At 47.9% G+C, this 24,164-nt stretch carries 27 protein-coding genes; 9 read left to right on the top strand and 18 right to left on the bottom strand.

Going from position 1 to position 24,164, the window contains the following annotated elements; translation table 11 throughout:
* Positions 1-36: 36 nt before the first annotated feature.
* The 6 genes from AC50Y5_RS03945 to AC50Y5_RS03920 all read right to left on the bottom strand — a co-directional run bounded on the left by AC50Y5_RS03945 (position 37) and on the right by AC50Y5_RS03920 (position 5,218).
* Positions 37-1,290, bottom strand: coding sequence for an aspartate kinase (locus tag AC50Y5_RS03945; RefSeq protein ID WP_056029010.1), 1,254 nt, complete (start codon positions 1,288-1,290; stop codon positions 37-39).
* 116 nt (positions 1,291-1,406) lie between these two features.
* Positions 1,407-2,240 carry an amino acid ABC transporter substrate-binding protein gene (locus AC50Y5_RS03940; RefSeq protein WP_494858549.1) on the bottom strand — a complete coding sequence of 278 codons (834 nt, stop codon included), beginning with the start codon at positions 2,238-2,240 and terminating at the stop codon, positions 1,407-1,409.
* Positions 2,241-2,430: 190 nt separating this feature from the next.
* Positions 2,431-2,988 (bottom strand): elongation factor P, encoded by a 558-nt coding sequence (gene efp / locus AC50Y5_RS03935; RefSeq protein ID WP_046231928.1) that lies wholly within the window; start codon positions 2,986-2,988, stop codon positions 2,431-2,433.
* A gap of 69 nt (positions 2,989-3,057) precedes the next feature.
* The gene (locus AC50Y5_RS03930) at positions 3,058-4,131 is read right to left on the bottom strand and encodes a M24 family metallopeptidase (RefSeq protein ID WP_494858547.1); all 1,074 of its coding nucleotides are present in this window, start codon (positions 4,129-4,131) and stop codon (positions 3,058-3,060) included.
* Between the two features lie 25 nt (positions 4,132-4,156).
* Positions 4,157-4,597, bottom strand: coding sequence for a type II 3-dehydroquinate dehydratase (gene aroQ, locus AC50Y5_RS03925; RefSeq protein ID WP_056029016.1), 441 nt, complete (start codon positions 4,595-4,597; stop codon positions 4,157-4,159).
* A gap of 93 nt (positions 4,598-4,690) precedes the next feature.
* Complete coding sequence (locus tag AC50Y5_RS03920; RefSeq protein ID WP_081418569.1) at positions 4,691-5,218, bottom strand: YqhR family membrane protein; 528 nt, start codon at positions 5,216-5,218, stop codon at positions 4,691-4,693.
* 300 nt (positions 5,219-5,518) lie between these two features.
* Here AC50Y5_RS03920 and AC50Y5_RS03915 point away from each other — a divergent pair, with 300 nt between their 5' ends.
* Together AC50Y5_RS03915 and AC50Y5_RS03910 are read left to right on the top strand one after the other, a co-directional pair.
* Positions 5,519-6,436, top strand: a complete 918-nt coding sequence (locus tag AC50Y5_RS03915; protein ID WP_056032677.1) for a DUF1385 domain-containing protein — start codon at positions 5,519-5,521, stop codon at positions 6,434-6,436.
* A gap of 13 nt (positions 6,437-6,449) precedes the next feature.
* Positions 6,450-6,755: a hypothetical protein gene (locus AC50Y5_RS03910; RefSeq protein WP_056029018.1), complete on the top strand. Its 306-nt coding sequence runs from the start codon at positions 6,450-6,452 to the stop codon at positions 6,753-6,755.
* Positions 6,756-6,881: 126 nt separating this feature from the next.
* On the opposite strand, the gene mntR is transcribed toward AC50Y5_RS03910, so the two are convergent.
* On the bottom strand, positions 6,882-7,304 hold the full coding sequence (gene mntR, locus AC50Y5_RS03905; protein ID WP_056029020.1) for a transcriptional regulator MntR: 423 nt from the start codon (positions 7,302-7,304) through the stop codon (positions 6,882-6,884).
* Positions 7,305-7,638: 334 nt separating this feature from the next.
* Between mntR and splB the strand changes: the two genes are divergently transcribed.
* Complete coding sequence (gene splB / locus AC50Y5_RS03900) at positions 7,639-8,709, top strand: spore photoproduct lyase (RefSeq protein WP_494858544.1); 1,071 nt, start codon at positions 7,639-7,641, stop codon at positions 8,707-8,709.
* On the opposite strand, the gene AC50Y5_RS03895 is transcribed toward splB, so the two are convergent.
* The 4 genes from AC50Y5_RS03895 to AC50Y5_RS03880 form a co-directional block, all read right to left on the bottom strand.
* On the bottom strand, positions 8,706-9,425 hold the full coding sequence (locus AC50Y5_RS03895) for a cytochrome c biogenesis CcdA family protein (RefSeq protein WP_056029024.1): 720 nt from the start codon (positions 9,423-9,425) through the stop codon (positions 8,706-8,708). The genes splB and AC50Y5_RS03895 overlap by 4 nt on opposite strands.
* A gap of 21 nt (positions 9,426-9,446) precedes the next feature.
* A complete protein-coding gene (locus AC50Y5_RS03890) occupies positions 9,447-10,256 on the bottom strand; it encodes a metal ABC transporter permease (RefSeq protein WP_494858542.1) in 810 nt (269 codons plus the stop codon).
* The gene (locus AC50Y5_RS03885; protein ID WP_494858541.1) at positions 10,240-11,085 is read right to left on the bottom strand and encodes a metal ABC transporter ATP-binding protein; all 846 of its coding nucleotides are present in this window, start codon (positions 11,083-11,085) and stop codon (positions 10,240-10,242) included. The genes AC50Y5_RS03890 and AC50Y5_RS03885 overlap by 17 nt, the downstream gene beginning before the upstream one ends.
* Before the next feature lie 120 nt (positions 11,086-11,205).
* Positions 11,206-12,237: a metal ABC transporter solute-binding protein, Zn/Mn family gene (locus tag AC50Y5_RS03880; protein ID WP_494858540.1), complete on the bottom strand. Its 1,032-nt coding sequence runs from the start codon at positions 12,235-12,237 to the stop codon at positions 11,206-11,208.
* 288 nt (positions 12,238-12,525) lie between these two features.
* Between AC50Y5_RS03880 and AC50Y5_RS03875 the strand changes: the two genes are divergently transcribed.
* Positions 12,526-12,945: a hypothetical protein gene (locus AC50Y5_RS03875; RefSeq protein ID WP_494858539.1), complete on the top strand. Its 420-nt coding sequence runs from the start codon at positions 12,526-12,528 to the stop codon at positions 12,943-12,945.
* Positions 12,946-13,110: 165 nt separating this feature from the next.
* Here the strand turns inward: AC50Y5_RS03875 and metG are convergent, their stop codons facing one another.
* The 5 genes from metG to AC50Y5_RS03850 all read right to left on the bottom strand — a co-directional run bounded on the left by metG (position 13,111) and on the right by AC50Y5_RS03850 (position 16,801).
* Positions 13,111-15,126, bottom strand: a complete 2,016-nt coding sequence (metG, locus tag AC50Y5_RS03870; RefSeq protein WP_494858806.1) for a methionine--tRNA ligase — start codon at positions 15,124-15,126, stop codon at positions 13,111-13,113.
* Positions 15,127-15,522: 396 nt separating this feature from the next.
* Positions 15,523-15,792 carry a membrane protein insertion efficiency factor YidD gene (gene yidD / locus AC50Y5_RS03865; protein ID WP_099519819.1) on the bottom strand — a complete coding sequence of 90 codons (270 nt, stop codon included), beginning with the start codon at positions 15,790-15,792 and terminating at the stop codon, positions 15,523-15,525.
* Positions 15,792-16,250 (bottom strand): Fur family transcriptional regulator, encoded by a 459-nt coding sequence (locus AC50Y5_RS03860; RefSeq protein WP_494858537.1) that lies wholly within the window; start codon positions 16,248-16,250, stop codon positions 15,792-15,794. Before AC50Y5_RS03860 ends, yidD begins: the two co-directional genes overlap by 1 nt.
* 92 nt (positions 16,251-16,342) lie before the next feature.
* Positions 16,343-16,567 (bottom strand): hypothetical protein, encoded by a 225-nt coding sequence (locus AC50Y5_RS03855; protein WP_056029042.1) that lies wholly within the window; start codon positions 16,565-16,567, stop codon positions 16,343-16,345.
* Between the two features lie 33 nt (positions 16,568-16,600).
* On the bottom strand, positions 16,601-16,801 hold the full coding sequence (locus AC50Y5_RS03850) for a hypothetical protein (protein WP_046231914.1): 201 nt from the start codon (positions 16,799-16,801) through the stop codon (positions 16,601-16,603).
* Positions 16,802-17,312: 511 nt separating this feature from the next.
* Between AC50Y5_RS03850 and AC50Y5_RS03845 the strand changes: the two genes are divergently transcribed.
* Together AC50Y5_RS03845 and AC50Y5_RS03840 are read left to right on the top strand one after the other, a co-directional pair.
* Entirely contained in the window at positions 17,313-18,008 is a 696-nt protein-coding gene (locus AC50Y5_RS03845) for a response regulator transcription factor (RefSeq protein WP_056029044.1), read from the top strand.
* Positions 17,998-19,074, top strand: coding sequence for a HAMP domain-containing sensor histidine kinase (locus AC50Y5_RS03840; RefSeq protein ID WP_494858534.1), 1,077 nt, complete (start codon positions 17,998-18,000; stop codon positions 19,072-19,074). The genes AC50Y5_RS03845 and AC50Y5_RS03840 overlap by 11 nt, the downstream gene beginning before the upstream one ends.
* A gap of 30 nt (positions 19,075-19,104) precedes the next feature.
* On the opposite strand, the gene AC50Y5_RS03835 is transcribed toward AC50Y5_RS03840, so the two are convergent.
* The gene (locus AC50Y5_RS03835) at positions 19,105-19,689 is read right to left on the bottom strand and encodes a class I SAM-dependent methyltransferase (RefSeq protein ID WP_494858804.1); all 585 of its coding nucleotides are present in this window, start codon (positions 19,687-19,689) and stop codon (positions 19,105-19,107) included.
* Between the two features lie 270 nt (positions 19,690-19,959).
* Between AC50Y5_RS03835 and AC50Y5_RS03830 the strand changes: the two genes are divergently transcribed.
* Both AC50Y5_RS03830 and AC50Y5_RS03825 read left to right on the top strand, forming a co-directional pair.
* Entirely contained in the window at positions 19,960-20,646 is a 687-nt protein-coding gene (locus tag AC50Y5_RS03830) for a response regulator transcription factor (RefSeq protein ID WP_056029048.1), read from the top strand.
* On the top strand, positions 20,630-22,039 hold the full coding sequence (locus AC50Y5_RS03825; protein ID WP_056029049.1) for a HAMP domain-containing sensor histidine kinase: 1,410 nt from the start codon (positions 20,630-20,632) through the stop codon (positions 22,037-22,039). Before AC50Y5_RS03830 ends, AC50Y5_RS03825 begins: the two co-directional genes overlap by 17 nt.
* A 587-nt stretch (positions 22,040-22,626) precedes the next feature.
* On the opposite strand, the gene AC50Y5_RS03820 is transcribed toward AC50Y5_RS03825, so the two are convergent.
* Positions 22,627-22,968, bottom strand: a complete 342-nt coding sequence (locus tag AC50Y5_RS03820) for a winged helix-turn-helix transcriptional regulator (RefSeq protein ID WP_056029051.1) — start codon at positions 22,966-22,968, stop codon at positions 22,627-22,629.
* Positions 22,969-23,073: 105 nt separating this feature from the next.
* On the opposite strand from AC50Y5_RS03820, the gene AC50Y5_RS03815 reads away from it, so the two are divergent.
* On the top strand, positions 23,074-23,988 hold the full coding sequence (locus AC50Y5_RS03815; protein WP_494858531.1) for an arginase family protein: 915 nt from the start codon (positions 23,074-23,076) through the stop codon (positions 23,986-23,988).
* Positions 23,989-24,164: the final 176 nt, after the last annotated feature.

Here is a 24,164-nt window from a genome sequence, read left to right as displayed (position 1 = left end):
TTTCTCTTACATGTTTCTTACATTAAAGCAAGTCGTCTAACGACGGTCCTGTGGCCCACCAACGAAAGCTTGCTCAGCTGTATCCAAACCGTATGCCGTATGCAGCGCACGCACCACTTCTTGCAGCGGCTCAGCATCGATGACGCAGGAAAGTCTGATTTCAGAAGTGCTGACCATCTTAATGCTGATGCCAAGACCTGAAATCGCTGCGAACATCGTTGCAGCAACGCCTGGATTGCTGACCATGCCAGCACCGACGATTGAAACTTTAACCAGGTTTTCTTCAGAAGTCACTTTGTTGTACGGAAGCTCTCCGTGCAGATTTTCAATGACTGCAACCGCTTTGTCTTTATCATCGAGCGAAAGCGTGAAGGAGAAGTCGGCTGTGCCGTCCTGTACGCCGCTTTGCACAATAATGTCCACATCCACGCCATTATTTGCAAGCGCGCCAAATACTGTCGCGAGCACGCCTGGCAAATCTGGAACGCCCAGAATGCTAATTCTAGCTACATTTTTATCGAATGCAATACCGCGAACGACAGCGCCTTGTTCCATCGTTACTTCCTCCTTTACACTTGTACCTTCGTTGTAGGTAAAGCTTGAACGAACGACCAGCTTTACATTGTAATGCTTTGCGTATTCAACTGCACGCGGATGAAGCACAGCAGCTCCCAGATGGGCAAGCTCCAGCATTTCATCATACGAAATTTCTTCGAGCTTGCGAGCGCATTTCACAACGCGCGGATCGGTCGAATAAATGCCATCCACATCGGTGTAAATTTCGCATACATCCGCTTTAACCGCAGCTGCCAGTGCAACTGCTGTCGTGTCGGAGCCGCCACGTCCCAGCGTCGTAATGTCGCCTTCCTCGGACATGCCTTGAAAACCGGCTACGATAACAATATGGCCCGCATCCAGCTCCTTAATCATGCGCTCAGTACGAATATCTGTAATTTTCGCCTTGCTGTGTACAGCATCCGTACGGATTCCCGCCTGCCAGCCTGTCAACGAAACGGCGTGGTGTCCCAGCTGGTGAATCGTCATCGACAAAAGCGCTACCGATATTTGCTCGCCTGTCGTAAGCAGCATATCCATCTCGCGCGCTGGCGGATTAGGATTAAGCAGCTTCGATTGGTCGATCAGATCATCCGTTGTATCCCCCATTGCAGATACGACAACAACAACGCGGTTTCCCGCCTGCCTATTTTCAATAATTCGTTTTGCTACCCGTTGCATCCGCTCCGGCGTTCCCACCGAGCTTCCGCCAAACTTCATCACTATCAACGACAAAGCTGACTCACTCCCAACCTTGACATATACATGCAAGTCAATATTATAGCACAACCATCATACATCTGGGTATATCCCATCACAAAAATACAAGCAACCTTCACAGCTTCAGCATGCTATTTGGAAACGTCGGTGCCGAAATATTTTGTTGAAATTTCCAAATATGTACCGTCCTTTTTCATATCCGCAAGCGCCCTATTGACGGCGATAACAAGCTCATCATGCCCTTTCGTAAACAAAGCGCCGCTTGCCGTTGCCTCCGACATTTCATCAACAATTTTGAGCGGCGCCTCCGGCTCGCGATGCTTTAAGTCTAAATAAGTTAACCCATCATTAACCGTCGCGTCCACTTCACCGGACAACAACAAGGAAATCGCATCATCAAAGCCTTTGGACGGCACAATTTCCGCCCCGTACCGCTGTGCAATATCAAGCAAATTGCTTGTCAGCGATTGTGCCGCCTTTTTCCCTTTCAAGTCAGAAAGCTTCTTAATATCCGTGTTATCCTGATTCACAATGAGCACAATATGGGAGTAAATATAAGGATCGGAAAAATAATATTGCTCCAGTCGATCGTCCCGAATGCTGACTTGATTAAAAACAACATCAAACTTCCCCGCATCAAGTCCCGCAAATATTTCAGCCCATGGCGTTTCAATAAATTCAGGCTCCACGCCAATACGCTTGCTAATTTCTGCAGCTATCTCTACATCGAATCCGACAAGCTTGCCGTTTTCGTCATGATAAGTAAAAGGCGCATACGTTCCTTCCGTTCCTATACGCAGCTTGCCGCTTGCTTGAACAGCCTTCAGGGAGTTTTGCCCACCAGTTGCCGCTTCCCCCGAACTTGCAGCTGGCTGATTCGTTGCATGCGGCTCCGGTCCAGTGCCACAGGCCACCAGCAAAAACCAACAGGCTGCCAGCAGAAAAACAAAGCTTTTTCTTGCCATTCACTCTACTCCTCTACGTCATCGCTAGATGCATGAGCTTAACTATTATATTGAATGTTACAATAGTAAGCCTTTATACATCAATGCTTTTTACGATAAAAATGAGAAGTTCGTGTGAAGTTTAGACGGTTCATATAAAAAAGCTGCTCCAAGGGCCAATTGCACCCTTGAAGCAGCTCATTGCCATCTCCTATGCGCGGGAGATGTATTTTCCTTCGCGAGTATCGATCAACAGCACATCGTCCTCATTAATGAACAATGGAACTTGTACGTTGTGTCCCGTTTGAAGCTTTGCATTTTTAGTTGCGCCGGTTGCCGTGTTGCCTTTAATGCCTGGCTCCGTCTCAATAACTTTCAGCTCAACGCTGTTCGGCATTTGGATACCGATGATTTCCCCTTGGTAGCTCGAGATGTTGACCGTCATGTTTTCGATCAGGAAGTTGATTTCCCATTTCAGCTGCGATTCGTTCAGTTCGAACTGGTCATATGTTTCGTTGTCCATGAACGTGTACTCGGAACCGGAGTTGTACAAGTATTGTACAGCACGGTTTTCGATGATCGCACGAGCTAGCGATTCGCCTGCACGGAACGTTTTCTCAACAACGTTGCCGTTGCGGAGGTTTTTCAGCTTGGAGCGTACGAATGCCGCGCCTTTGCCTGGCTTAACGTGCTGGAAATCGGTTACGGAGAAAATGTCTCCGTCTACTTCAATTGTCAATCCTGTTTTAAAATCATTTACTGAAATCACTGCTGATTACCTCCTGGGATTAGAAAAATAGCAAGCTTGATCGTGCTCGTTTACCGCTGTTACCACAACTTAGCCTAAAGTAAGAAACGCTTTAGTCGATGCGGTTAATATTTTAATACCGGTGTCCGTAATTACGATGTCATCCTCGATCCGTACTCCGCCGAAACCGGGGAGATAGATGCCAGGCTCAACCGTTACCGTCATACCGGGGGTTAAAATCGTTTCGCTAAGCTTGGACAAACGGGGAGCCTCGTGCACTTCCATGCCGAGTCCGTGTCCGGTGCCATGACCGAACTTGTCGCCATAGCCGTATTTCGTGATGACATCACGCGTCAAAGCATCCGCTTCACGGCCTGTCATGCCCGGACGGATATGAGCAAGCGCATTCAGCTGTGCCTCCAGCACAATGTCATAAATTTCGCGATGCTTGTCCGTTGGCGTACCAACGACAACCGTGCGCGTAATATCAGAGCAATATCCTTTCAGATAAGCGCCGAAATCCAGCTTCACGAATTCATTGTTGCCGATAACCCGCTCGCTTGCTTTGCCATGCGGCAAGGCTGAGCGCTCTCCGGACGCTACGATCGTCTCGAACGAAGAGGAATGAGCACCATGGCTGCGCATGAAAATTTCCATCTCCAGCGCGATATCGCTTTCCTTCACGCCAGGCTGCAGCAGCTTCTGGATATGCGTAAATGTCGCATCCGCTAGATCAGCAGCCTCCTGCATCACTTGCAGCTCCGACTCGTCCTTGATCATCCGCAGGCCTTCAACAAGCCCCGCTACTGGATGAAGGGCAATGTCGCCAAGCACAGCTGTCCAATCAGCGAATTCGCCGTAAACGACATGCTCCTGCTCAAAGCCCAGCTTGCTGATTTTTCTCGCTTTCAACAGCTCTTTCACCGTTTCCATCGCTTTAGGCGCATGTTCAACGATTTCATAGCCGATCGCCTGCTCAGGAGCCTGCGTCATATAGCGGAAATCGGTCAGCAAAATGCTGTCACTTAACGTAATGAGGACCATACCAGAGGAGCCTGTAAATCCGCTTATATAACGGCGATTGTATTCGCTGTTAATAAGAATAGCTTCCAGACCCAGCTCCGTAAGGGCGCTGCGCAAGAGATTCACTCTTTCCTTTGACATTTATGTTCATCCCCTTTCCGTTTTTTTAAGCCATCTTCAGCTTACGAGCAAGTGCCGCAAGGCCAAGCTCATAGCTCTGTGGACCGAAACCGGCAATTTGCCCGACCGCTACAGGTGCAATAACCGACACGTGACGGAATGCCTCGCGCGTATGTATGTTGGACAAATGCACCTCAACTACAGGAAGAGCTACCGTACTTAAAGCATCGCGCAGCGCATAGCTGTAATGCGTAAACGCTCCGGGATTAATAAGTATGCCATCCTCTGCGCCATAAGCGCTATGTATCCGATCAATAAGCGCGCCCTCATGGTTGGATTGGAAAAAATCCAGCTGTACATTCAGACCCTTCGCCTGCTCCAGCAAGTTAGCCTCAATATCAGCAAGCGTAGCCGATCCATAAATTCCTGGCTCACGAACACCAAGCATATTCAGATTCGGGCCATTAAGCACCAGAATTTTGAGCATTTGCACACCTCCCTAACGGACAAATCAATGCTAAAGACAAAGATCAATTGCCATTTTACCACATATGCCCGCCGCTTGAGAAGGGACAACTATTCAGCTTGCTTGTACAGGCTCTCGGGACGCCTCGTCTGTAAATTCAAAAGCAATGGTGTAGCCGATAAAAACGCCCCATAGCAAAAAGACACATAGTTCGGCGCTAAGCGTATTCCAGCCTGTTTTCCACACCGTTCGAGTCACATGCAGCATCGGCCCTACAGCAAGAAAAACGATCGCCCACCAGGCGAGCCCATAGAGCACACCAGGCCATGGACCTTTGAGCTTGCGGAACAGCAGACCGTATAGCAGCGCAGCAATTATTGAAAAAATAATGTAGCAGCCAACGCCTACTACTATGCCCCAGCCCGACTTCAAAAAGGAGGAGCGGAAAAACGGGTCCGCCATTATGCCTGGCAGCTCCAGTGTAAATTTCATTTCATAAAAAAACCAGCGCAATATGCCCCAAATCAGGCCAGCAAAAAAGCCCGTCGATAAGCAATACGTCCAAATATTCGTATGATGCTTGCCTTCATATGGATTGCCGCCTTTTCCGGCGGTCCGTTTATTTTGTTTATTTTCTGCCATCGTTTTCCTTCGCCTCCAGCTTGTGATCACCTGTCGCCTCCTAAATAAAAGAAGCCATGTTTTAGTATGTGAAAAAAAGCATAGAAGTAACCGCCTCTGTTGGCAGCTGTTTCTGGATTGCCCAAGCAGCTCAAACGTTGGCAATTGCCGCACCGATCAAGTACAATAGAACTATTCGCAAGAAAATGAAAAAAATGATTCGTCACCTGATTGGGACGATACACTTTTAAGGAAGGTGACCAACACTTGTCGCAAAAGCCAAAAAGCATCTATGGAGGACAAGCTGTCATTGAAGGCGTCATGTTCGCAGGAAGCCATGTCAATGTTACAGCTGTTCGCCGAAAAAATGACGAAATCATCTTTTATGAGGTTCCGCGGACGACGAAGCGCTGGATCCAGCAGCTGAAAAAAATTCCGATTGTGCGCGGTGTTGTCGGCATAATAGATTCCAGCGCCAAAGGCTCGCAGCATCTGAACTTTTCTATGGAAAATTACGCGGAGGATGAGGCGAAGGAAGAAGCCGCCAAAAATCCCGAAGCACAGCCAAAGCCTGAGAAGGAGCAAAAATCCGGTTTCAGCCTAAGCATGATTGTCGGTGTTGCCGTGGCAGGCGTGCTGTCGTTTATTTTCGGCAAGCTGATTTTCACCGCAGCTCCCGCTGCGCTGGAAGAACTATTGTTCAGCAATGTATTTGAGAGCAAAATCGGTCATAACCTATTAGAAGGACTTATCAAAATCATTTTATTGCTTGCTTATTTGTATCTGATGTCGCTCACGCCGATTATCAAAAGACTGTTTCAATATCATGGCGCCGAGCATAAAGTAATTAGCGCTTATGAAGCTGGCGAGAAGCTTACGATCAGCAATGTGCAAAAATACAGCCGCCTGCACTATCGCTGCGGCAGCAGCTTTATTATTTTCACCGTCATTGTCGGCGTTATTATTTATTCGCTGCCTTTCTTCACTTGGGATTCCATCTGGGAAAGAATTTACATTCGTATTTTGCTGCTCCCTATCGTTCTCGGCATTTCTTATGAGGTGCTGCGCATTACAAATGCGATGCGCGACATTCCCGTGCTGCGCTATCTCGGCTACCCGGGCCTGTGGCTGCAATTGCTGACAACGAAAGAACCGAAGGACGATCAGGTTGCCGTATCCATTGCTTCCTTCAACCGGATGCGCGAGCTTGATCAACAAATGACCAATATTAAAGCGTAAGGGCGGAATGATTATGGCAAACAGGCCTAAAAAATGGAGCGTGCCGGCAATTATTATTATGTCTTTGCTTGGCATCGGAGTTATTTATGGCGTTTTGACCGATATGCGTTCATTCCTAATCCCGATTATCGTATTCGGCCTCATTTATGTGCTTTACAAGTTCCCGCCTGACCGCTGGAGAGGCCGTTCCGGTTCTGCTTCGCCTAAGGTGCGCCCTGGCAACCGCTCACAGCCTGCCAAACGCCCGAAATCGCAGCGTACGCCGTTCCGCGTTATCGAAGGCGGCAAGGAAGATGATGATCTGCCGAAGTATCATTAAGCCACTGTAGTCCGCTATGACAGCTGGCCAACCACGCAAAAAGAGCGTAACCTCGATTTCTCGGAGGTCACGCTCTTTTTTTGGGTAATTGCACATCATACTGCGTTTCACTTCATATTTGCGTTATCACTCATTATCGAGCTCGGCGCGGACCGCTTTAAGGTCGTCCAATCGGGAAGGATCACGTTCGAAAAATGCGACGAGCGTCTCGATGCAGGTGATCGAATCCCAGCTTAAATGATGCTCAATGCCTTCGACATCCTGATAAATATTCTCATCTTGGACGCCGATAATGGCCAGAAATGATTCCAGCAGATGGTGGCGCTCCACAAGCCGCTTGCCCATCTTCTTCCCTTTTGTCGTTAATACAAGACCACGATATTTCTCATAAATTAAATAGTTATCTTTATCGAGCTTTTGAATCATCTTCGTCACTGACGAAGGGTGAACCTCCAGCCCTTCCGCAATATCCGACACTCTCGCGTAACCTTTTTCGTCTATGAGCTTATAAATTCGTTCCAAGTAGTCTTCCATGCTCGGTGTCGGCATTGAAGAACCCCCTAACCCAACTTCTTTCACCTTGTTTCCTCGGCGTTACTCTAGTATCATACACTGTTTTGAAACCTGTCTGCAACCTTATGGACAATCCCGGCCGCGCAATAATTAATGGCATTAGCGATTTAGAGCATTTCTTGAAATATAAGAATTTATAAGTTTCACATTTATCATTAGGCTTATATTTCTCGGACTGAAACGCGCTGCGCCGCCAGAGGTGGCTTTTGGCCGTTTCACCTTGCAACTCCCAGTTTGAAGCCCTTTCCTTTGTCGCACATTATAACTTAAGCTTCTTATTTGAAGCAACAAAGCACAGGAGGTGCCGCTCATGGCTTCCACCATAGAGGAGCGTCCAAAAACAGCGCTGAAGAGCTTATCCTTCGTTCCCGAGCTCGTCTATTTTGAACCGGATGCGCTTAATTATCCGAAGGGCAAGCGCATTTATGACTGGGTGCAAAAGGAAGGCATTCCTTTCCGCATGACAAGCTCGCATAACCGGATTACCAATTTGCCCGGTGAAACCGAGCTTGAGAAATACCGGATTGCCAAACGCACCCTCGTCGTCGGCATTCGCAAAACGCTAACCTTTGATACGTCCAAGCCATCAGCGGAATATGCCATTCCCATTGCGACCGGCTGTATGGCGCATTGCCATTATTGCTATTTGCAGACGACGCTCGGCGCAAAGCCCTATATTCGCGTTTATGTCAACATCGATGAGATTATCAGCGCTGCCAAGCAATACATCGACGAGCGAGCACCGGAAATAACCCGCTTCGAAGCCGCTTGTACGTCCGATCCCGTCGGGCTGGAGCCCATTACAGGCAGCCTGCGCGAGCTGATTGAATTTATGGCGGAGCAGCCGCTAGGCAGACTGCGCTTCGTGACGAAATTCCATCATGTCGACTCTTTGCTGGATGTTAAGCATAATGGCCATACCCGCATTCGCTTCAGCGTCAACAGCAAATATGTGATCAAAAATTTCGAGCCAGCCACCTCCCGCTTCGAGCAGCGAATTGAAGCCGCAGCCAAAGTAGCTAAAGCCGGTTATCCGCTCGGCTTTATCATTGCGCCGATTATCTGGCATGAGGGCTGGGAGGAAGGCTACGCCGAGCTGCTCGTATCGCTTGCAGAGGCGCTGCCTGAAGAGGCACAGCAAGCCGATCTAACCTTTGAGCTTATCCAGCACCGTTTTACGAAAACAGCGAAAAATGTGATCGAGCGCCGCTATCCGCGCACGAAGCTGGAAATGGACATTGAGAAGCGCAAATACAAATGGGGCCGCTGGGGACAAGGAAAATATGTCTACCCTACAGAACAAGCAGATGCGCTCCGATTGTTTATATCAGAGCGCATCTTTGAGCATTTTCCACAAGCGAAAATTGAATATTTCACTTAAAACTTCAGCCAATCCGGCGTAATGAGGTTAAGCCACGACGTAATTTGCGTCATTTGATCGGTGAAGAGCATAATGCCGAGCACAATCATAATCGCTCCGCCGACCTTCATCACCGTATTCGTATATTTCAGCAGCCATCTCGCTGAGCCTAGGAAAAAAGCCAATACGAAAAACGGAATGGCAAAGCCTAAAGCATAAGCCGTAGTCAGCTTAAACCAGGTATTCGGCTCGGATGCCGCCAAAGCCAGAATCGCCGTTAAGGCAGGACCTGTGCAAGGCGACCACCCGGCCGAAAATCCAATGCCAAAAATAAAGGAGCCTAAATAGCCGGTTTTTTTCGAAGCATCAAACGGCAGCTTGCGCGTCTTCATCAGCAATTGCGGCTGAAAAACGCCGAGCAGGAACAGCCCCATCAGCACAATTAAAATCGCCGATAATTTGCGGATGAGCGGCTCATATTCGCTGAACGTTTCCGCGAACACATTCGTACCGTAGCCAAGCGTGTAATACACCGTACAGAAGCCGATAATGAAAAACAGCGTATGCAGCATCGTACGGGAGCGCATTTGCTTGCTCGTATGCTCATTATTTTTGAGATCGCTGACGGAAATGCCGGTTATGTAAGATAAATAAGATGGATACAAGGGCAAGCAGCATGGGGAGATGAAGGAAGCAAAGCCCGCCCCCAATGCGAGCCAAATATTAAGATCGTTCACCGTACAGCACCTCGATTTTGATTAACTCCCTGTTCTTATTCCCCGCTTGAACAGCAAGAGGCCCAGCAAAATAACAATGAGCAGAAGCACGATCGTGCCGCCCGGAGCCAAATTCCAAATCCCTGCAATCATCAAGCCGCAAATAACGGCAATTTCACCAATAATGACGACGGTAATAATGCTCTGCCGAAAGCTGCGCGCAATGATAAGACTGCAAGCCGCTGGAATCGTCAGCAGTGCAGACACAAGCAGCGCTCCAACAATTTTGATGGAAGCACTAATGACAAGCGCGGTTAGCACGCTAATCATAACATTATAAAAACGGACGGGCAACCCGCTCACCGCTGCTGCATCCTCATCAAAAGTAAGCAAAAACAGCTCCTTCACCTGCAGCCTGATGGCTACAAGAACGACAATCGTCACCACGGCAATCGTAATTAAATCGATATTGCTCAGCGTATAAATGCTGCCAAATAAATAGCCGCTGACATTGACATTAAAGCCCTTGCCCATCGTGAATAAAATCGAAGCCAGCGCAACGCCGCCCGACATAATAATCGCAATGGACAGCTCGGCATAGGATTTATAGGCTTTCCTCAGCTTTTCAATCGCAAACGAAGCTGCAACAGCGAACAGCAGGCCTACCGCAACCGGATATACCCCAATTAAGAAACCAAGCGCTACGCCCGCAATGGACACATGCGACAGCGTATCGCCGATCATGGACAAACGGCGCAGCACGAGAAAAATGCCCATAAGCGGCGCTGTTACTCCGATAAGCAAGCCGCCAATCAGCGCCCTTTGAAAAAATTCGCTAGTAACGATCTCCAACCTGAACAACCTCTTCTCTGCTATCCATTTCCTGACGAAGCCCGCGCAGGCTGTGAGTCAGATCATCTTGCGCACAATTTTGCAAATCATGCGAATGCTTTTTGTAAAACTTCAGCTTGCCGCTTTGCGCTGCCTGATGCAGCCCCAAATAAGTGCGGATCATCTCCATATCATGGGACACCATGAGGAAGGTGATATTGTGATGCTGATGCATATGCTTGATCATATGGAAAAAGCTTTCCTGCGTCTCTGCATCGATCCCTACGGTAGGCTCATCCAAAATAAGCAGCGACGGATTGTTAATAAGCGCCCGCGCCAAGAAAGCACGCTGCTGCTGGCCGCCGGACAGCTGGCCGATCCGCTTGTCCGCCAAATCCTCGATTTTCATCGCATGCAGGGCATCATCTGCCTTTAAGTGATCGCTCTTCGTAATACGGCGAAACAGCTTATTGCGCCCGTAAAGGCCCGATAGCACCACTTCGCGAACCGTCGCTGGAAAAAGGGGATTAAACGCATTTTTTTGCGGCACATAACCGATTTTTTCCCATGCCTTAAATTGGCCTACCGGCTCGCCGAACAAACGAATGACGCCGCTCTCCGGCTTTAGCAAGCCGACAATCATTTTGAGCAGCGTTGTTTTTCCCGCGCCGTTCGAGCCAATCAGCCCGATAAAATCACGCTCGCGAACGCTCAAATTAAGTCCGGTGATGACGCGCTGCTGCTGGTACGAGAAGGTTACGCCCTCCAGCGATATAATATCCTGATGGCAGTCGCCTTCCGGGCTGGAAAGCAAGTCCGCTTCTGGCAGCCTCTCTGTCACTTGTTGCATCCTGTCAACCTCCCTTGCTTTTTACTATATTGCTATACTTCCCTGATTATATCATTTATAAAGCGCCATTTACCTAGAGACTGCGACGAAATAAAGTACCGTTAATTTCCTCGCAGCTCCTTATTGCAGTGCTTTCAGAAGATTTTGCAAATTCGCTTCCATCAGCGTAATGTAGGTATCGCCATTTTTCTCCTGCTCTGGCGTCAGTCCTTCTACTGGATTCAGCATCAATGTGTCAACCTTCGCTTCGCTCGCGAGCGTATCCGCAAGTGCCGGAGATACAAGCTCCTCGAAGAAAATATAGCGAATGCCTTGTTCCTTCACAAATTTGGCGATATTCAGCAAATCCTGCGCTCTAGGCTCAGCATCAGCCGATAATCCCATTATAGCCGTTTGCGTCAAGCCATAGTCGCGGGCCAAATAACCAAACGCCTGATGGGATACTACGATATCCTTCATCGTCGTTTTGGACAGCTCCTGCTCGAACTTCGCATCGAGTGCTGCAAGCTTGCTGTGCAGCGCCGCATAGTTCGCCTCATATTCGGTTTTGTGGGCACTGTCCACTTGAATGAGGCTATTTTTCACATTTTCAGCCATAATGATTGCCGATTTCGGGCTGACCCAAGTATGCGGATCGACATCGAGAGCGTGCTCATGATCATGCTCGTCAGCAGCTGCACCGTCTGCTTCTTCGCTATGCTCTTCATGATCCGCATGCTCCTCTGCCGTTTCAGCGCTATGATCATGCTCCTCTTCGGAATTGCCTTGAATCAGCTCAATACCTTTGCTCATTTCGGCCGTAATGATCGTCTGATCGTTCGGCAATCCTTTCAGAAAGCTGTCCGTCCAGCCTTCCAGTCCTGCTCCATTGTAAAGAAACAGCTGCGCTTTGGAGGCGGTGCTGAGATCTTGGCTTTTCGGCGTCCAATCATGCGGCTCCACTCCTGCCGGGATGAGGTTGACGACATTGACATATTCACCGCCAATTTCTGAAGCGAAATAATAGAGAGGATAAAAACTAGTCACGACATTCGTCTTGCCTTCTACGATAGAAGACTTCGAATTGCTGCCGCATGCGGACAGCACAAGAACAACCGACAACAATAAAGCGGCCATAGCCGTTATTTTCTTGCTTGAAAATACCTTTTTCATTTCGCAAATGCTCCATTTCTGTGAATACCGTTTTCTTTTAGTAATCGTTATGATTACGTTCAGATTATACGAGTGCTTGGCATCACTGTCAACTGCTATTCGCATGTTCCCGGTCTACACCGAGCAGAACGCTATGCGAGTATGGCGGTTGTGTGTCTATTCCGCCCCCGCTGTCGAAAAAAATAAAGTCCTAGACTCATAACGTCCCATTAAGGCAACAGTCACTTATGTTGAGAGTAACATAAGTTGCCTTTGGTACGTCTATGTTACAAACAAGGGGGGAAGAACATGAGGATAATAGGGTGCGTTTTACTGCTGCTACTCATGGGGCTTGCGATCATAGCTTGCAGCGAACCTCAAGCTGAGAAGCTGACCACAAAGACATTGCAAGAACTCTACCCAGGGGATATTATGAATGTGGATTCCATGGAGATTACGGACGGCAGCTCGGGCGAGCGGAAATGGTTTGCTAACAAAAAACAGATTCAAGAGTGGATCGATCAAGTGAAAGACATGAAATTCGAGCCAGATCCGAACCAAGAGGACCGGAGCGGCTTCCTGTACGCAGTATCCTTGCGGGAAGGTCACGAGAGCAAGCTGGGATTCACTCCGAATTCGCAGGGCAGGCATTATTACATCCACAATGAGGAGTTGACAAACCGAATTCAAGAGATGTTTGTAAACGGGGATACCACAAAAAACGATTAATAAGAACCGTACCAAATCGGCATTCATTGCGCTAACAGAGAACGTTATTTCAATGACAACAACGGCAGTCTAAAACTTATTTATCAAACACTAATAAAAAGAGAACCGAAGCGGAATAGCTCCGCCCGGTTCTCTCTTATGCTGCTTGCTTTACTGCAATTCCCTTTATTTCACAACAGCGCCATTTGGCATATCGTCCGGCACCGTCGCCAGCGTTAGCTGGTCGCCGTGCGACGCAGCCAGAATCATCCCTTGCGACAATTCTCCCCGCAGCTTCACCGGCTTCAGGTTCGTCACACAAATCACCTTCCGGCCGACAATCGACTCTGGCGTATAAAATTTCGCAATGCCCGAAACGACCTGGCGCTGCTCATAACCGAGATCAAGCTGCAGCTTCAGCAGCTTGTCGGCTTTCTTCACAGGCTCGGCAGCAATGACTTGCGCCACTCGCAGCTCTACCTTGGCGAAATCGTCGATGCCGATTTCTTCCTTGCTTTCTACCGGAGCCGCGTCTGCTGCGGCACCTTCCGCTCCAGCGCCAGCCGCTTGCTGCGCGGCTTCCGGCTGCGCTTCCGCTTTGGCAACGCCGCCCCCCATCTCGGCTGCGATAAAAGCAACCTCATCCGCCGTCTCCAGGCGTGGGAACAGCGGGCTGTCTTTCTGCACCCGCGTGCCTGCCGGCAGCTGCCCGAACGTGCGCATGCTCTCCCATGACGTCAGCTCGCCCGGCTGAATGCCGAGCTGCTTCCACAGCTCACGCGGCGCATGCGTCAGGAACGGCTGGAGCATAATCGACGTGATGCGCAGCGCTTCCGCCAAATGCTGCATGACCGCAGCCAGCTCCGCGCGCTTGCCTTCATCCTTCGCCAGCGTCCACGGCTGTGTCTCATCAATATATTTATTCGTCCGGCTGACGAACTGCCAAATCGCAGCGAGCGCTACAGAAAACTCCATGTTTTCCATAGCAGCCTCCACAGAAGCAATCGTATCCTGCGCCAGCGCTTCAAGCGAAGCGTCGAATGGTGTGATTTGTCCGGCATAAACTGGAATCTCGCCGTCAAAATATTTATCAATCATCGCAACGGTACGATTAAGCAAATTGCCGAGGTCGTTGGCAAGATCAAAGTTAATACGCTCGACGAAATTTTCCGGAGTAAAGGTGCCATCGGCGCCGAAAGGCACCTCGCGCAGCAAATAATAGCGGACAGCATCGAGGCCATAACGGTCGATCAGCATAACCGGGTCCACAACATTGCCCTTGGACTTCGACATTTTGCCGTCCTTCATGAGCAGCCAGCCATGGGCAAATACCTTTTTCGGAATCGGAAGATTGAGTGCCATGAGCATAATCGGCCAATAAATCGTATGGAAACGAACGATTTCCTTGCCCACGAGATGGACATCCGCCGGCCAGAAGCGCTCATATTTAGCCGCAGCCTCGGGATCATCGCTGCCATAGCCAAGCGCCGTAATATAGTTGGACAGTGCATCAATCCACACATAGATGACATGCTTCGCATCGCCTGGCACTTTAACGCCCCAATCGAAGGTCGTACGCGATACGGCTAGATCCTCCAAGCCCGGCTTGATGAAATTGTTGATCATTTCATTTTTGCGTGATTCCGGCTGAATAAAATGAGGGTTGTCCTCATATAGCTTAAGCAGGCGGTCTGCATATTTGCTCATCCGGAAAAAATAGCTCTCTTCCTTTACGAGCTCGACCGGTCGTCCGCAATCCGGACAATTGCCGTTTTCAAGCTGGCGCTCTAGGAAAAAGGATTCACACGGCGTACAGTACCAGCCTTCATACGTACCCTTATAAATATCGTCTTGCTTCAGCAGCTGATCAAAAATTTTCTCAACGACCTTCTTATGGCGCTCCTCCGTCGTGCGAATAAAGTCATCATTGGAAATTTCCAGCTTCGCCCACAAGCTTTTAATGCCGACAACGATATCATCGACGAATTGCTGAGGCGTCTTGCCTTGCTCCTGTGCTTTGCGTTCGATTTTCTGCCCATGCTCATCGGTTCCAGTCAGGAACCAGACGTCGTAGCCGCGCAGCCGCTTGTATCTTGCCATCGCGTCGCCCGCCACCGTCGTATACGCATGCCCAATATGCAGCTTGTCGCTCGGATAATAAATCGGCGTAGTCAAATAAAATGTTTTGTTGTCATTCGCCATTTCAGCAGCCTCCCAAATTTCGATTCTAAAAACACATAAAAACGCAAAAAACTCCCGTCCATCATGGGACGAGAGTATAAAACTCACGTGGTACCACCCAAATTCCCCTTGCATCTTCTCCTGATTCGCAGAAAAAAACGCAATGGCTTCGTGTGCCGCCGATTGAAGGCGGACAATACCGTTAACGCCGGTCAAACGCTGCTCTCTAACCCGCTCCCGCCTAGTCAAACCTAAGGCAGCGCGCTGCTCAAAAGCAGATCCTCCAGGACCATCTTCCAACTTTGCCCGTACCGGCTCACACCTTATTGCCCGGCTCTCTGCGACGCAGCTTCCATTGTACTTATCCATTCATCAGACTCATATATGACAAAATATACCGAACAGCCAGCCCTTCTGTCAAGTAGGCTGATCCCCCTCGCTCTGCTTCCCGCCCTTTACGGGGGGAACCGGATCGTAGCCTCCAGCGTGAAACGGGTGACAGCGGCTAATCCGCCGCGCCGCAAGCCATGAGCCCCTGAGCACGCCATGCTTCTCAATAGCCTCCAGCGCATAGGCGGAGCATGTTGGAGCAAAGCGGCAGGAAGGCGGCAAATGCGGTGAAATCGCTTTGCGGTAAAAATGAATCGGCGCCTGAGCGACACGTCTGGCAACAGGTCTTTTTTCCATTAGCTTTGCGCTGCTGCTTCTTCCTGATCACAGTCTTTACAATAACCGAACACTTCAAACTTGTGCTTGACGATTCGGAAATCAGCGGGCGCAGTCGTCTGTTCCATTGGGCAGCATAAAATCGGGTACGTTTTGCCGCAGTTCAGACAAATCATATGGTGGTGGTGGTCATGCTCGCGGCAATGCAGCTTGAACTTGACGCCCTCCTCGAACACTACCTGCTCCAGCACGCCCAGCTCCTCCATGACACGCAAGTTGCGGTATACGGTATCAAAGCTAAGTCCGGAATAAGACTTTCCCATGTATTCATAAACGTCCTTAGGGGCCAAATAGCCCGGCGATTCTGCGAATAGCTTGGCCAGCGTCTTGCGCTGGTCGGTAATGCGCAGTCCTTGGCTCGACATGATTCTCACAATATCTTCAATCGTATGCGTATGTGAATGTGCATGTGTACTCATGCCACAAACCTCCTGCTTCTGAAATTCTCTCTCTCCCAATAATGCCGAAAAAAAAGACTCTCGTCAATGAGAGCCTTCCTGCCGCTGCTATTTTAACCGTTCAACCGCATATTAATAAGGAAGCTCGCGACCATGGCCACAAACAAAATCAGGCTGATAATTCCAAACGTCAGTCGTATTTTGTGCGCCTTGCGAAGCTTGTCCCCGTTGCCTGATTCCAGCTTGGCGAGCGTATAAGAGCGCTGCATAAAAAGAAATAAAATTAATGAAGTGACAAAAAACATATTGACGATAAACCATACTGCTGTCCAAAACATATCGACGCCTCCTCTAACCGCAAATTCCCTGAGCTACAGGAACCATCGATTTAATATCCACATAAATACAACGAAGCTGACAACTGCCCCACCGATGCATATCCAACCGGAACGAAACCGCTGCCCGAACATACGTAAAATGCCAAAGCTCAGCAATCCGAAAATGAGCAGCAAAAAAACGACGCCCAAAATAAATAACGCTGGCGATACATTGCTGACATCTACTAAACTCACGCGATACACTCCCCCATAACATTTCTATCTAGCATTATAAGGGATTTGCCCTGCATAAAGCCAGTGCTAACGATAGGCGTGCCGCCACTTTCCTGCCATAAGTAACGAATTTGTCACGATTTCAGGTTTAAAATATCGGGACTGCCCTTTATAGAAGGATCATGTAGAGGGGGATTTGATTCCATTCATCAATATGGAAACCCCAGTTTAAATATTCGATACCCATCTTGATAAAGTTGGCTCCACAAAATGGAAGAACTTAATCTTCAGAATAACTTCAGAATTACCTTATTAAAATCTAAAGCTTTATAAAGTAAGCTAGAAGCAGTGTCTACAAATATGAAAGCTTTGCTACAAGACGTTTAGCCTTAGGTCACGTTCAAGTTGCAGGAGATATCGTCTATACTTACGCAATACGCTTGCTGTGAATCGCTACCGCACTGACAGCAGCCATTGTCCTCGTCCAATTATTTCTGCCAATTCAGAAAGCGATTTATAAGGAGATAGATGCATGAAAATGACCATTCTAGTAGCTGAAGATGAACAGGAAATTCGCGACGTCCTTCACATTTATTTGCGGAATGAAGGCTACCTTGTCCGGGAAGCGGAGGACGGGACGCAGGCTTTGAAAATGGTTCAGCAGGAAAATATTGATCTGATTATTCTCGATATTATGATGCCTCATTTGGATGGCATTCAAGCTTGCCTCAAAATCCGCGAAATATCGAATGTTCCTATTATTATGCTCTCTGCTAAAGGGGAGGATTTAGATAAAATTATGGGTCTTTCCACAGGCGCAGATGATTATGTAACGAAACCATTTAACCCCCTTGAGCTGATCGCCCGGGTAAAAGCCCAAATCAGGCGGCAGCATTTCGCTTCCAGCAAGCCTGCTATAAATGACTCTGAAATAGCTATGGATGATTTGGTCATTAATCGAGACCAGCATAGCGTTGTCGTGCGCGGCCATGAAAAATCGTTAACCCCCATTGAATTTTCCATTCTGGAATTGCTAGCGATGCACCGGGGGCAAGTTTTTAACGTCGATAAAATCTATCAAAGCGTCTGGAAGGAGCATACCGCGTTTTATTCGGAAAATACAGTGATGGTTCATATACGCAACATCCGCGAGAAAATCGAGGTCAATCCTAGAGAGCCGCAATATATTAAGACGGTCTGGGGAGTGGGATACAAAATTGAAAAATAAGCTATGGACTTATTTATTCGGCAAAAAAAGCATTCGCGTCCAGATGCTTTGGGCTTTTATTTTCAGCCTGATACTTGCTACTTTATTCAGCACGATCTATTCCATGCAGCGACCCCAATCCGGTTTTATTTATAAATTTTTGCCTATAGGCATTTTTGTGCTCTCTTTTTGGTTCAGCTTCATATTAATGACCCGCCGTACGATCCGTTATTTCAAGACCATTACCGATGGCTTAAAAAAAATGTCCTTCGGGAATTTAAGCTACCGGATCCCGTTATCCAGCCAGGATGAATTAGGGCATGTAGCACAAAATATCAATGATATGGCGGAACAATTGCAAAGCAAGCTGGAGCGGGAGCGACAGCTGGAAAAATCGAAGATGGAACTGATCACCTCCGTTTCGCATGACTTGCGAACACCGCTGACCAGCATTATTGGCTATCTGGATTTATTGAAAACCCACTCCTTCCAAGATGTTCAGGAGCAAGAAAGGTATATCGACAATGCTTATAACAAAACCCAGCAGTTGAAAAAGCTAATAGACGATTTATTCGAATATACGCGTCTTAGCGACCCGGATGTCCATCTATCTTTTCAGGAAATCGATTTCAACAGATTATTGGCGCAGCTTGTTACTGAATTTGAGCCTGTAGCTCAGGAACAGAACATTATAATAAAAAAAGCGTTGCCTGCTGTACCTGTCATAGCTCTCATGGATACTGGAAAAATGGTCAGAGCGATCGACAATTTATTAATGAATGCCTTGAAATTTTCCGTGAAGCCCGGAGAAATCACCGTAAAGCTTTTTGTTCAAGAAGGACGAATTACTTTAAGTGTTGAAAATGCGGGCCAACCGATAACGAAGGAGCAGGAGGAGCAATTGTTTGAACGATTTTATAAAATGGAGCCCTCCCGCAACCATGCCCATATGCCTGCCGGCTTTGGCCTTGGTCTATCGATTGCTAAACATATCGTCGAGCTGCACAATGGACGGATCTGGCTTAACCATCATCAGGGGCATTATGCGTTTTGCACCGAATTTAAGCACCCGCAGCAGCAGCTTTAAGCATCCCGCTTGCTTTTCATGATATCTCGCCTATAACCGCACCTCCTTTTTACGGCAAACATATACAAATGCGGGAGGCATGTTTAAGGGCACAAATGTAATTTTTTCAATTTCAAAATGCTCTTTAAGCTGCGATCTCATCTGCAAGGAGTATTGAAAAGCAATGAATAGACCGTCATCTTTAAGCGATACGAGAATTTGCTCCATCAGCTTGTCTCGCAGCGTTTGCGGGAAATTGGTAAATGGCAGTCCGCTAATAATGCAGTCCAACTGCTTGATCGCTTCCGTATGCAGCGATGCCTGGAGGTAGCTGCTGTCCTCATAGCTTGAAAATTCGGGATAATGCTCCTGCAATTGTTCACGCATATAAGGGTCTTTTTCAAAAAGGATAACCTTAGTCGCTTTCTTTTTGGCTGCTTGAATGTATTTGGTTATCGCACCGGTACCGGCTCCCAGCTCTGCGATACTCGTTGCTTTGTTCCAGGGAACTGACTCCAGCATTTTTTTCGCGAGAAATTTTGAGCTTGGCGTTACGCTGCCGATTTGTCTGGGCGAACGCAAAAATTTATGTAGAAAAAGCAGTTTTTCCTTTTTCCAACCGTTTACATTTATCATCATCGTATCCCCCTTTATTTCACTTTCCTTATGCTATCCAAAAAATCTGAATATAAAGTGAGGGGGAAACTAAAGGAATTCTTAAGATTCTGAACGTATACAGTGGCATCGAAGATTATGGCGGTATACCTCCCCCGACATTCCCCTGACTCAATAACCGTTTAAAATATGTGTCAGCATGAAGCGCAGCGTATAGTCATTCCCTAGCTCAGGCGGTATACTTTTTTCAGAGGTGACTGTATGTTAGACCGCCACATCGGAGGATTACTTATGAATACGATTATGATTGTCGAAGACGAGGACGCCATCTCCCGGGTGCTCGCAGCCTATATACGCAAGGCGGGATTTGATTGCCGCATCTATCGCAACGGACGGGAAGCTATTGAAGCTTTTGATGCGGCAGTTCCTACGCTCGTTATTCTCGATGTTATGCTGCCGGGCATGAATGGCTGGGAAGTGTTGAACCATATTCGCTACAAAAGCGCTTGTCCCGTCATTATGCTGACGGCTAGAGGCGATGTAAGCGACCGGATTCTGGGGCTCAACGAAGGAGCCGATGATTATATGACGAAGCCGTTTGAGCCAGAAGAGGTTGTCGCCCGCATTCATGCGGTGCTCAGACGGCCGCCCCGCTCCCTCGTCAGCTCGGAACAGGTTACGTTTGGGAGCATTCGCATCGATTTTAAATCACATACGGTTTACTTGAATGGTGCCAGTCTTTCGATCACTCCCCGCGATCTGTCGCTGCTCATGTTCCTCGCCGAGCATCCGAACCAGATTTTTTACCGCGAGCAGTTAATAGATAAAGTTTGGGGAATGGATTATGAGGGCAGCGATCGGGCAGTAGATTTGGCCATCAAGCGTTTGCGCAAGCTGCTGCTGCATTGGCCGCCAGAAGAAGGAGAAATCCGCACCCTGCGGGGGACGGGGTATATGCTTTATGCCAACATCCACTAATCGTCGCCAAACGCTGCTCAGCCGCTGGACTTTTCGCTATGTGCTCACCTTATTCATAGGGCTGCTTATCATTGGATTGGTATCGATTTTCTGGATTCGCCAGGAGACGCTGCATGAGCGGAAGCAAAACCTCAAAGCCTTTGCGCAGGTCGCCTCGCAGTATGTGAGCCAAGAAAGTGGACAAATCGTCATTCCGGGCCATTTCTATGAATGGATCGACCGCACCCAGCGCCGCTACTCGCTGCCGGGACAATTTTCATTGCGCGTATTTGATCATAACGGGACCGCTATTTTTATTAAACAGGGTCCCAGAGACAGAGATGCTGCTCCAGCCCTCCCTCCACTTTCGGGTGAGTTGAACGTCACCCTATCAGATGATCAATATACGCTGACAACGCCAATATGGGGCAAAAACAAAGGGGAGGCCATCGGATCGCTTGCCATTTCCTACGACTACAAGGAGTTAGTCCATGTTAATCAGAATTACGGCCTCATCGGTTCACTGCTGCTTGGCTCAGGCTTGCTGGGCTGGCTCATCATCTACTTTCTGTCGCGAAATTTAAGAAGGCCGATCAAGCAGCTCGCTGAAGCGCTGAATCAGATGGAGGCTGGCAATTATCAGGTAGTCGTACCTAACCATGTGAAGGAAAAGGAAATACACGACCTGCTGGTATCGTTCCAGACGATGGCTGCGCGCCTCGGCACATTGGAAGAGCTGCGGACGGAGCTGCTTGCCGGCGTGACACATGAGCTGAAAACACCGATTTCCTCCATTCATGGCCTTATTCATGCCGTTCGCGATCAAGTGGTTGCGGAGGAGGAAGCAGAGGAATTTCTGGAAATTTCCTTGCAGCAGACACGCAGGCTTCAGCATATGGTCACCGACCTGCTGGATTTCAATGCCTTCGCTTCCGGTAAAATCAGCGTCCGACAGGACACGCTTGATCTCGGCAAGCTAGTTGGCGAAATTGTATACCAATGGGGACTGCTGGATCCTGTAGAGGGGCTCGAGCTATCAGCCGATATTCCAAACGGTGCTTTTCTGGCTGTCGGAGATGCAAGCCGCATTCAGCAAATTATTGTGAATTTGCTGAACAATAGCAGGCAAGCGCTGCAAGGCCAAGGCCGCATTCATGTCTCTCTATCGGAATCTTCAGCTGGCAGCTATGAAATTAACGTTCAGGATAACGGTCCAGGCATATCGGAAGAGGAGCAGAAAAATATTTTCGAGCGATACTTTCGCGGTGAGCGTAAAAAGCTTGCTGTCGGCGGCCTAGGCCTCGGTCTTACCTACAGCCGAATGCTTGCCATTGCCATGGGGGGCCAGTTGAATTTAAAGCACAGCACGCCGCAAGGGACGACGTTTCAGCTATTGCTCCCTAAGCAGCCGTAGCCACTCGTTTGGCCGTTTCGAGGCGTCCAGCAATCTTGGTGTCTGTCTAACCATCTTAGTGTCTGCCAATTAATTAAGGTCAGTCAGCAGCATCTGGCTGGCACTTTTCTTTGCAATCGTATGGCTACTTTCGAATTTAGTCTCAAACGTATTCAATAATCGACTTGGCGGACACAGCAGCCGCTATTTAAATAGAATCACGGGTTTTGGCACAGGCTGCGGACTCAGGAGACGCTAATGTGCTGCCAAAAGCCATTTTGAGGCGATGATGTGGGCAATAGCGGTTTTCCTGTCCGCATAAGATCCGAAACCAGATTAATAGCCAGAATAGCGGAACCTCTGTCCTTCAGAAAAGAGTTGAGCGTCCCCCGGCTGCGTTTTCTACGCAATAGTGTTTTCAGCATTCGTTTTTTAGCATTCGTTTTTCAGCATTAGTGTTCTCAACAATAATGTTTCAGCTACAATGGCATGCTGCGGTTCCGTAAGCCTTGAATCGTCAGATGAGATTTTCCTCGAATAAGTGCTTAGTAAGGCTCCGCAACACGGCTCCGGTTTGTCTATACACCTACCTGGCAACTGAAATGGATTTAATTATTTTGGTTTTTTTCTCCCCATTCACATAGCTGTTCCAAAACGGGTAATAGCGTTTCCGCTTTATCGGTGAGACTGTATTCGACTTTAGGCGGAACCTGAGGATACTCTTTCCTGTTCACCAAACCGTCCGCTTCCAATTCCTTCAGGTGTGAACTTAATGTTTTATAAGTAATCGTGCCAATCTGTCTTTTCAGATCATTAAAGCGAACCGGCTGGTTTTCTGCCAGGAGATAAATGATGACCATTTTCCATTTGCCACCAATAACGGATACTGTATAACCAAAAGGTGTATCTTGAATATTTTTAACTTTACCTTTATATTCAGCCATACTCATATTTACACTATCCTTTCGGGTAGTACCTATCAATAAAGTGCGTACTACGTTTTAATTTACGTTCAGTTTATACTAGCCTTACTTTGACGTAAAGGAGAACAAAACATGACTAATCAAACAATACGCCTGTTAATGCCGCAATGGCAAGGGGGCGACAACCCTAACTACTCTTTTGGAGCCGAACTGCTCGCTTGGCTAGCTCCGGACAATGATCAACCTCTTATTCATGTGCCCGTGCAAGCGTATGATGGCACTCCACTTGAAAACGAGAACGGTATAAAAGGGAGACAGCAGCTGCTTGAACAATTAGAGTCTGCTCAGCATATCATTAATGCCCATAAGCCAGATCGCATTATCATGTTTGGTGGCGACTGCTTAGTCGAACAAGCCCCATTTGCCTATTTGAACGAACGCTACGGTGGGGAATTAGGCTTAATTTGGATTGATGCTCATAGTGATTTAGTTAGATATGTGGGCTATGATAACGGACATACATTACCGCTCGGGAATTTGTTGGGAGAAGGGGATGAGGAGTTCGCAAAACATGTGAAAGTCCCTCTAAAGCCTGAAAATGTCTTTATCGCGGGATTAGCAGCTCCAACAGAGCAGGAATTTGAAGTAATTTCAGAAGCATTTCAAAGACTAGGAATAGCCCCTGTCGAACCAGACACCGAAATGATTCAAAGACTAGGTATTAAAACCGCAGGCACCGCAGAGCTATCAAGCAGCACGGAATCTATAAAGAAGTGGATTAAAGAAAGCGGCATTAAGCACTTAGCGATTCATCTCGATTTAGATGTGCTTGATCCAAAGGCATTTCGTTCTTTATTGTTCGCGAATCCCGAAGCCCCTTATCCTTATTCTCCTGCGGGAACGATGCAAATACCTCAGTTACTTCATCTGATTAAACAACTATCTGAAGAAACAGATGTAGTTGGATTAGGCATAACGGAACATTTGCCGTGGGATGCGATAAACTTGAAAAATCTGCTCGGAGAAATACCTATTTTAAATCAGTAGAGTCATTATCGGTAATTCTAATAGAACACTGTTCTGCTTATTCATAAAATACACTTTCGCGCTTTATGTTTGCGAGGGTGTATTTTTATGTGGCCGAAATGCAAAAATCATGATTGGTTGGCGTTTCCATCCCCCATTCTCTCTCAACATCTTCCTGACACATAGCTATATTAATC

This window comes from Paenibacillus sp. JT22N7, assembly GCF_059383875.1.
The sequence above is the reverse complement of the archived record's forward strand: the minus strand, read 5'-3'. Positions and strand labels throughout refer to the sequence as shown.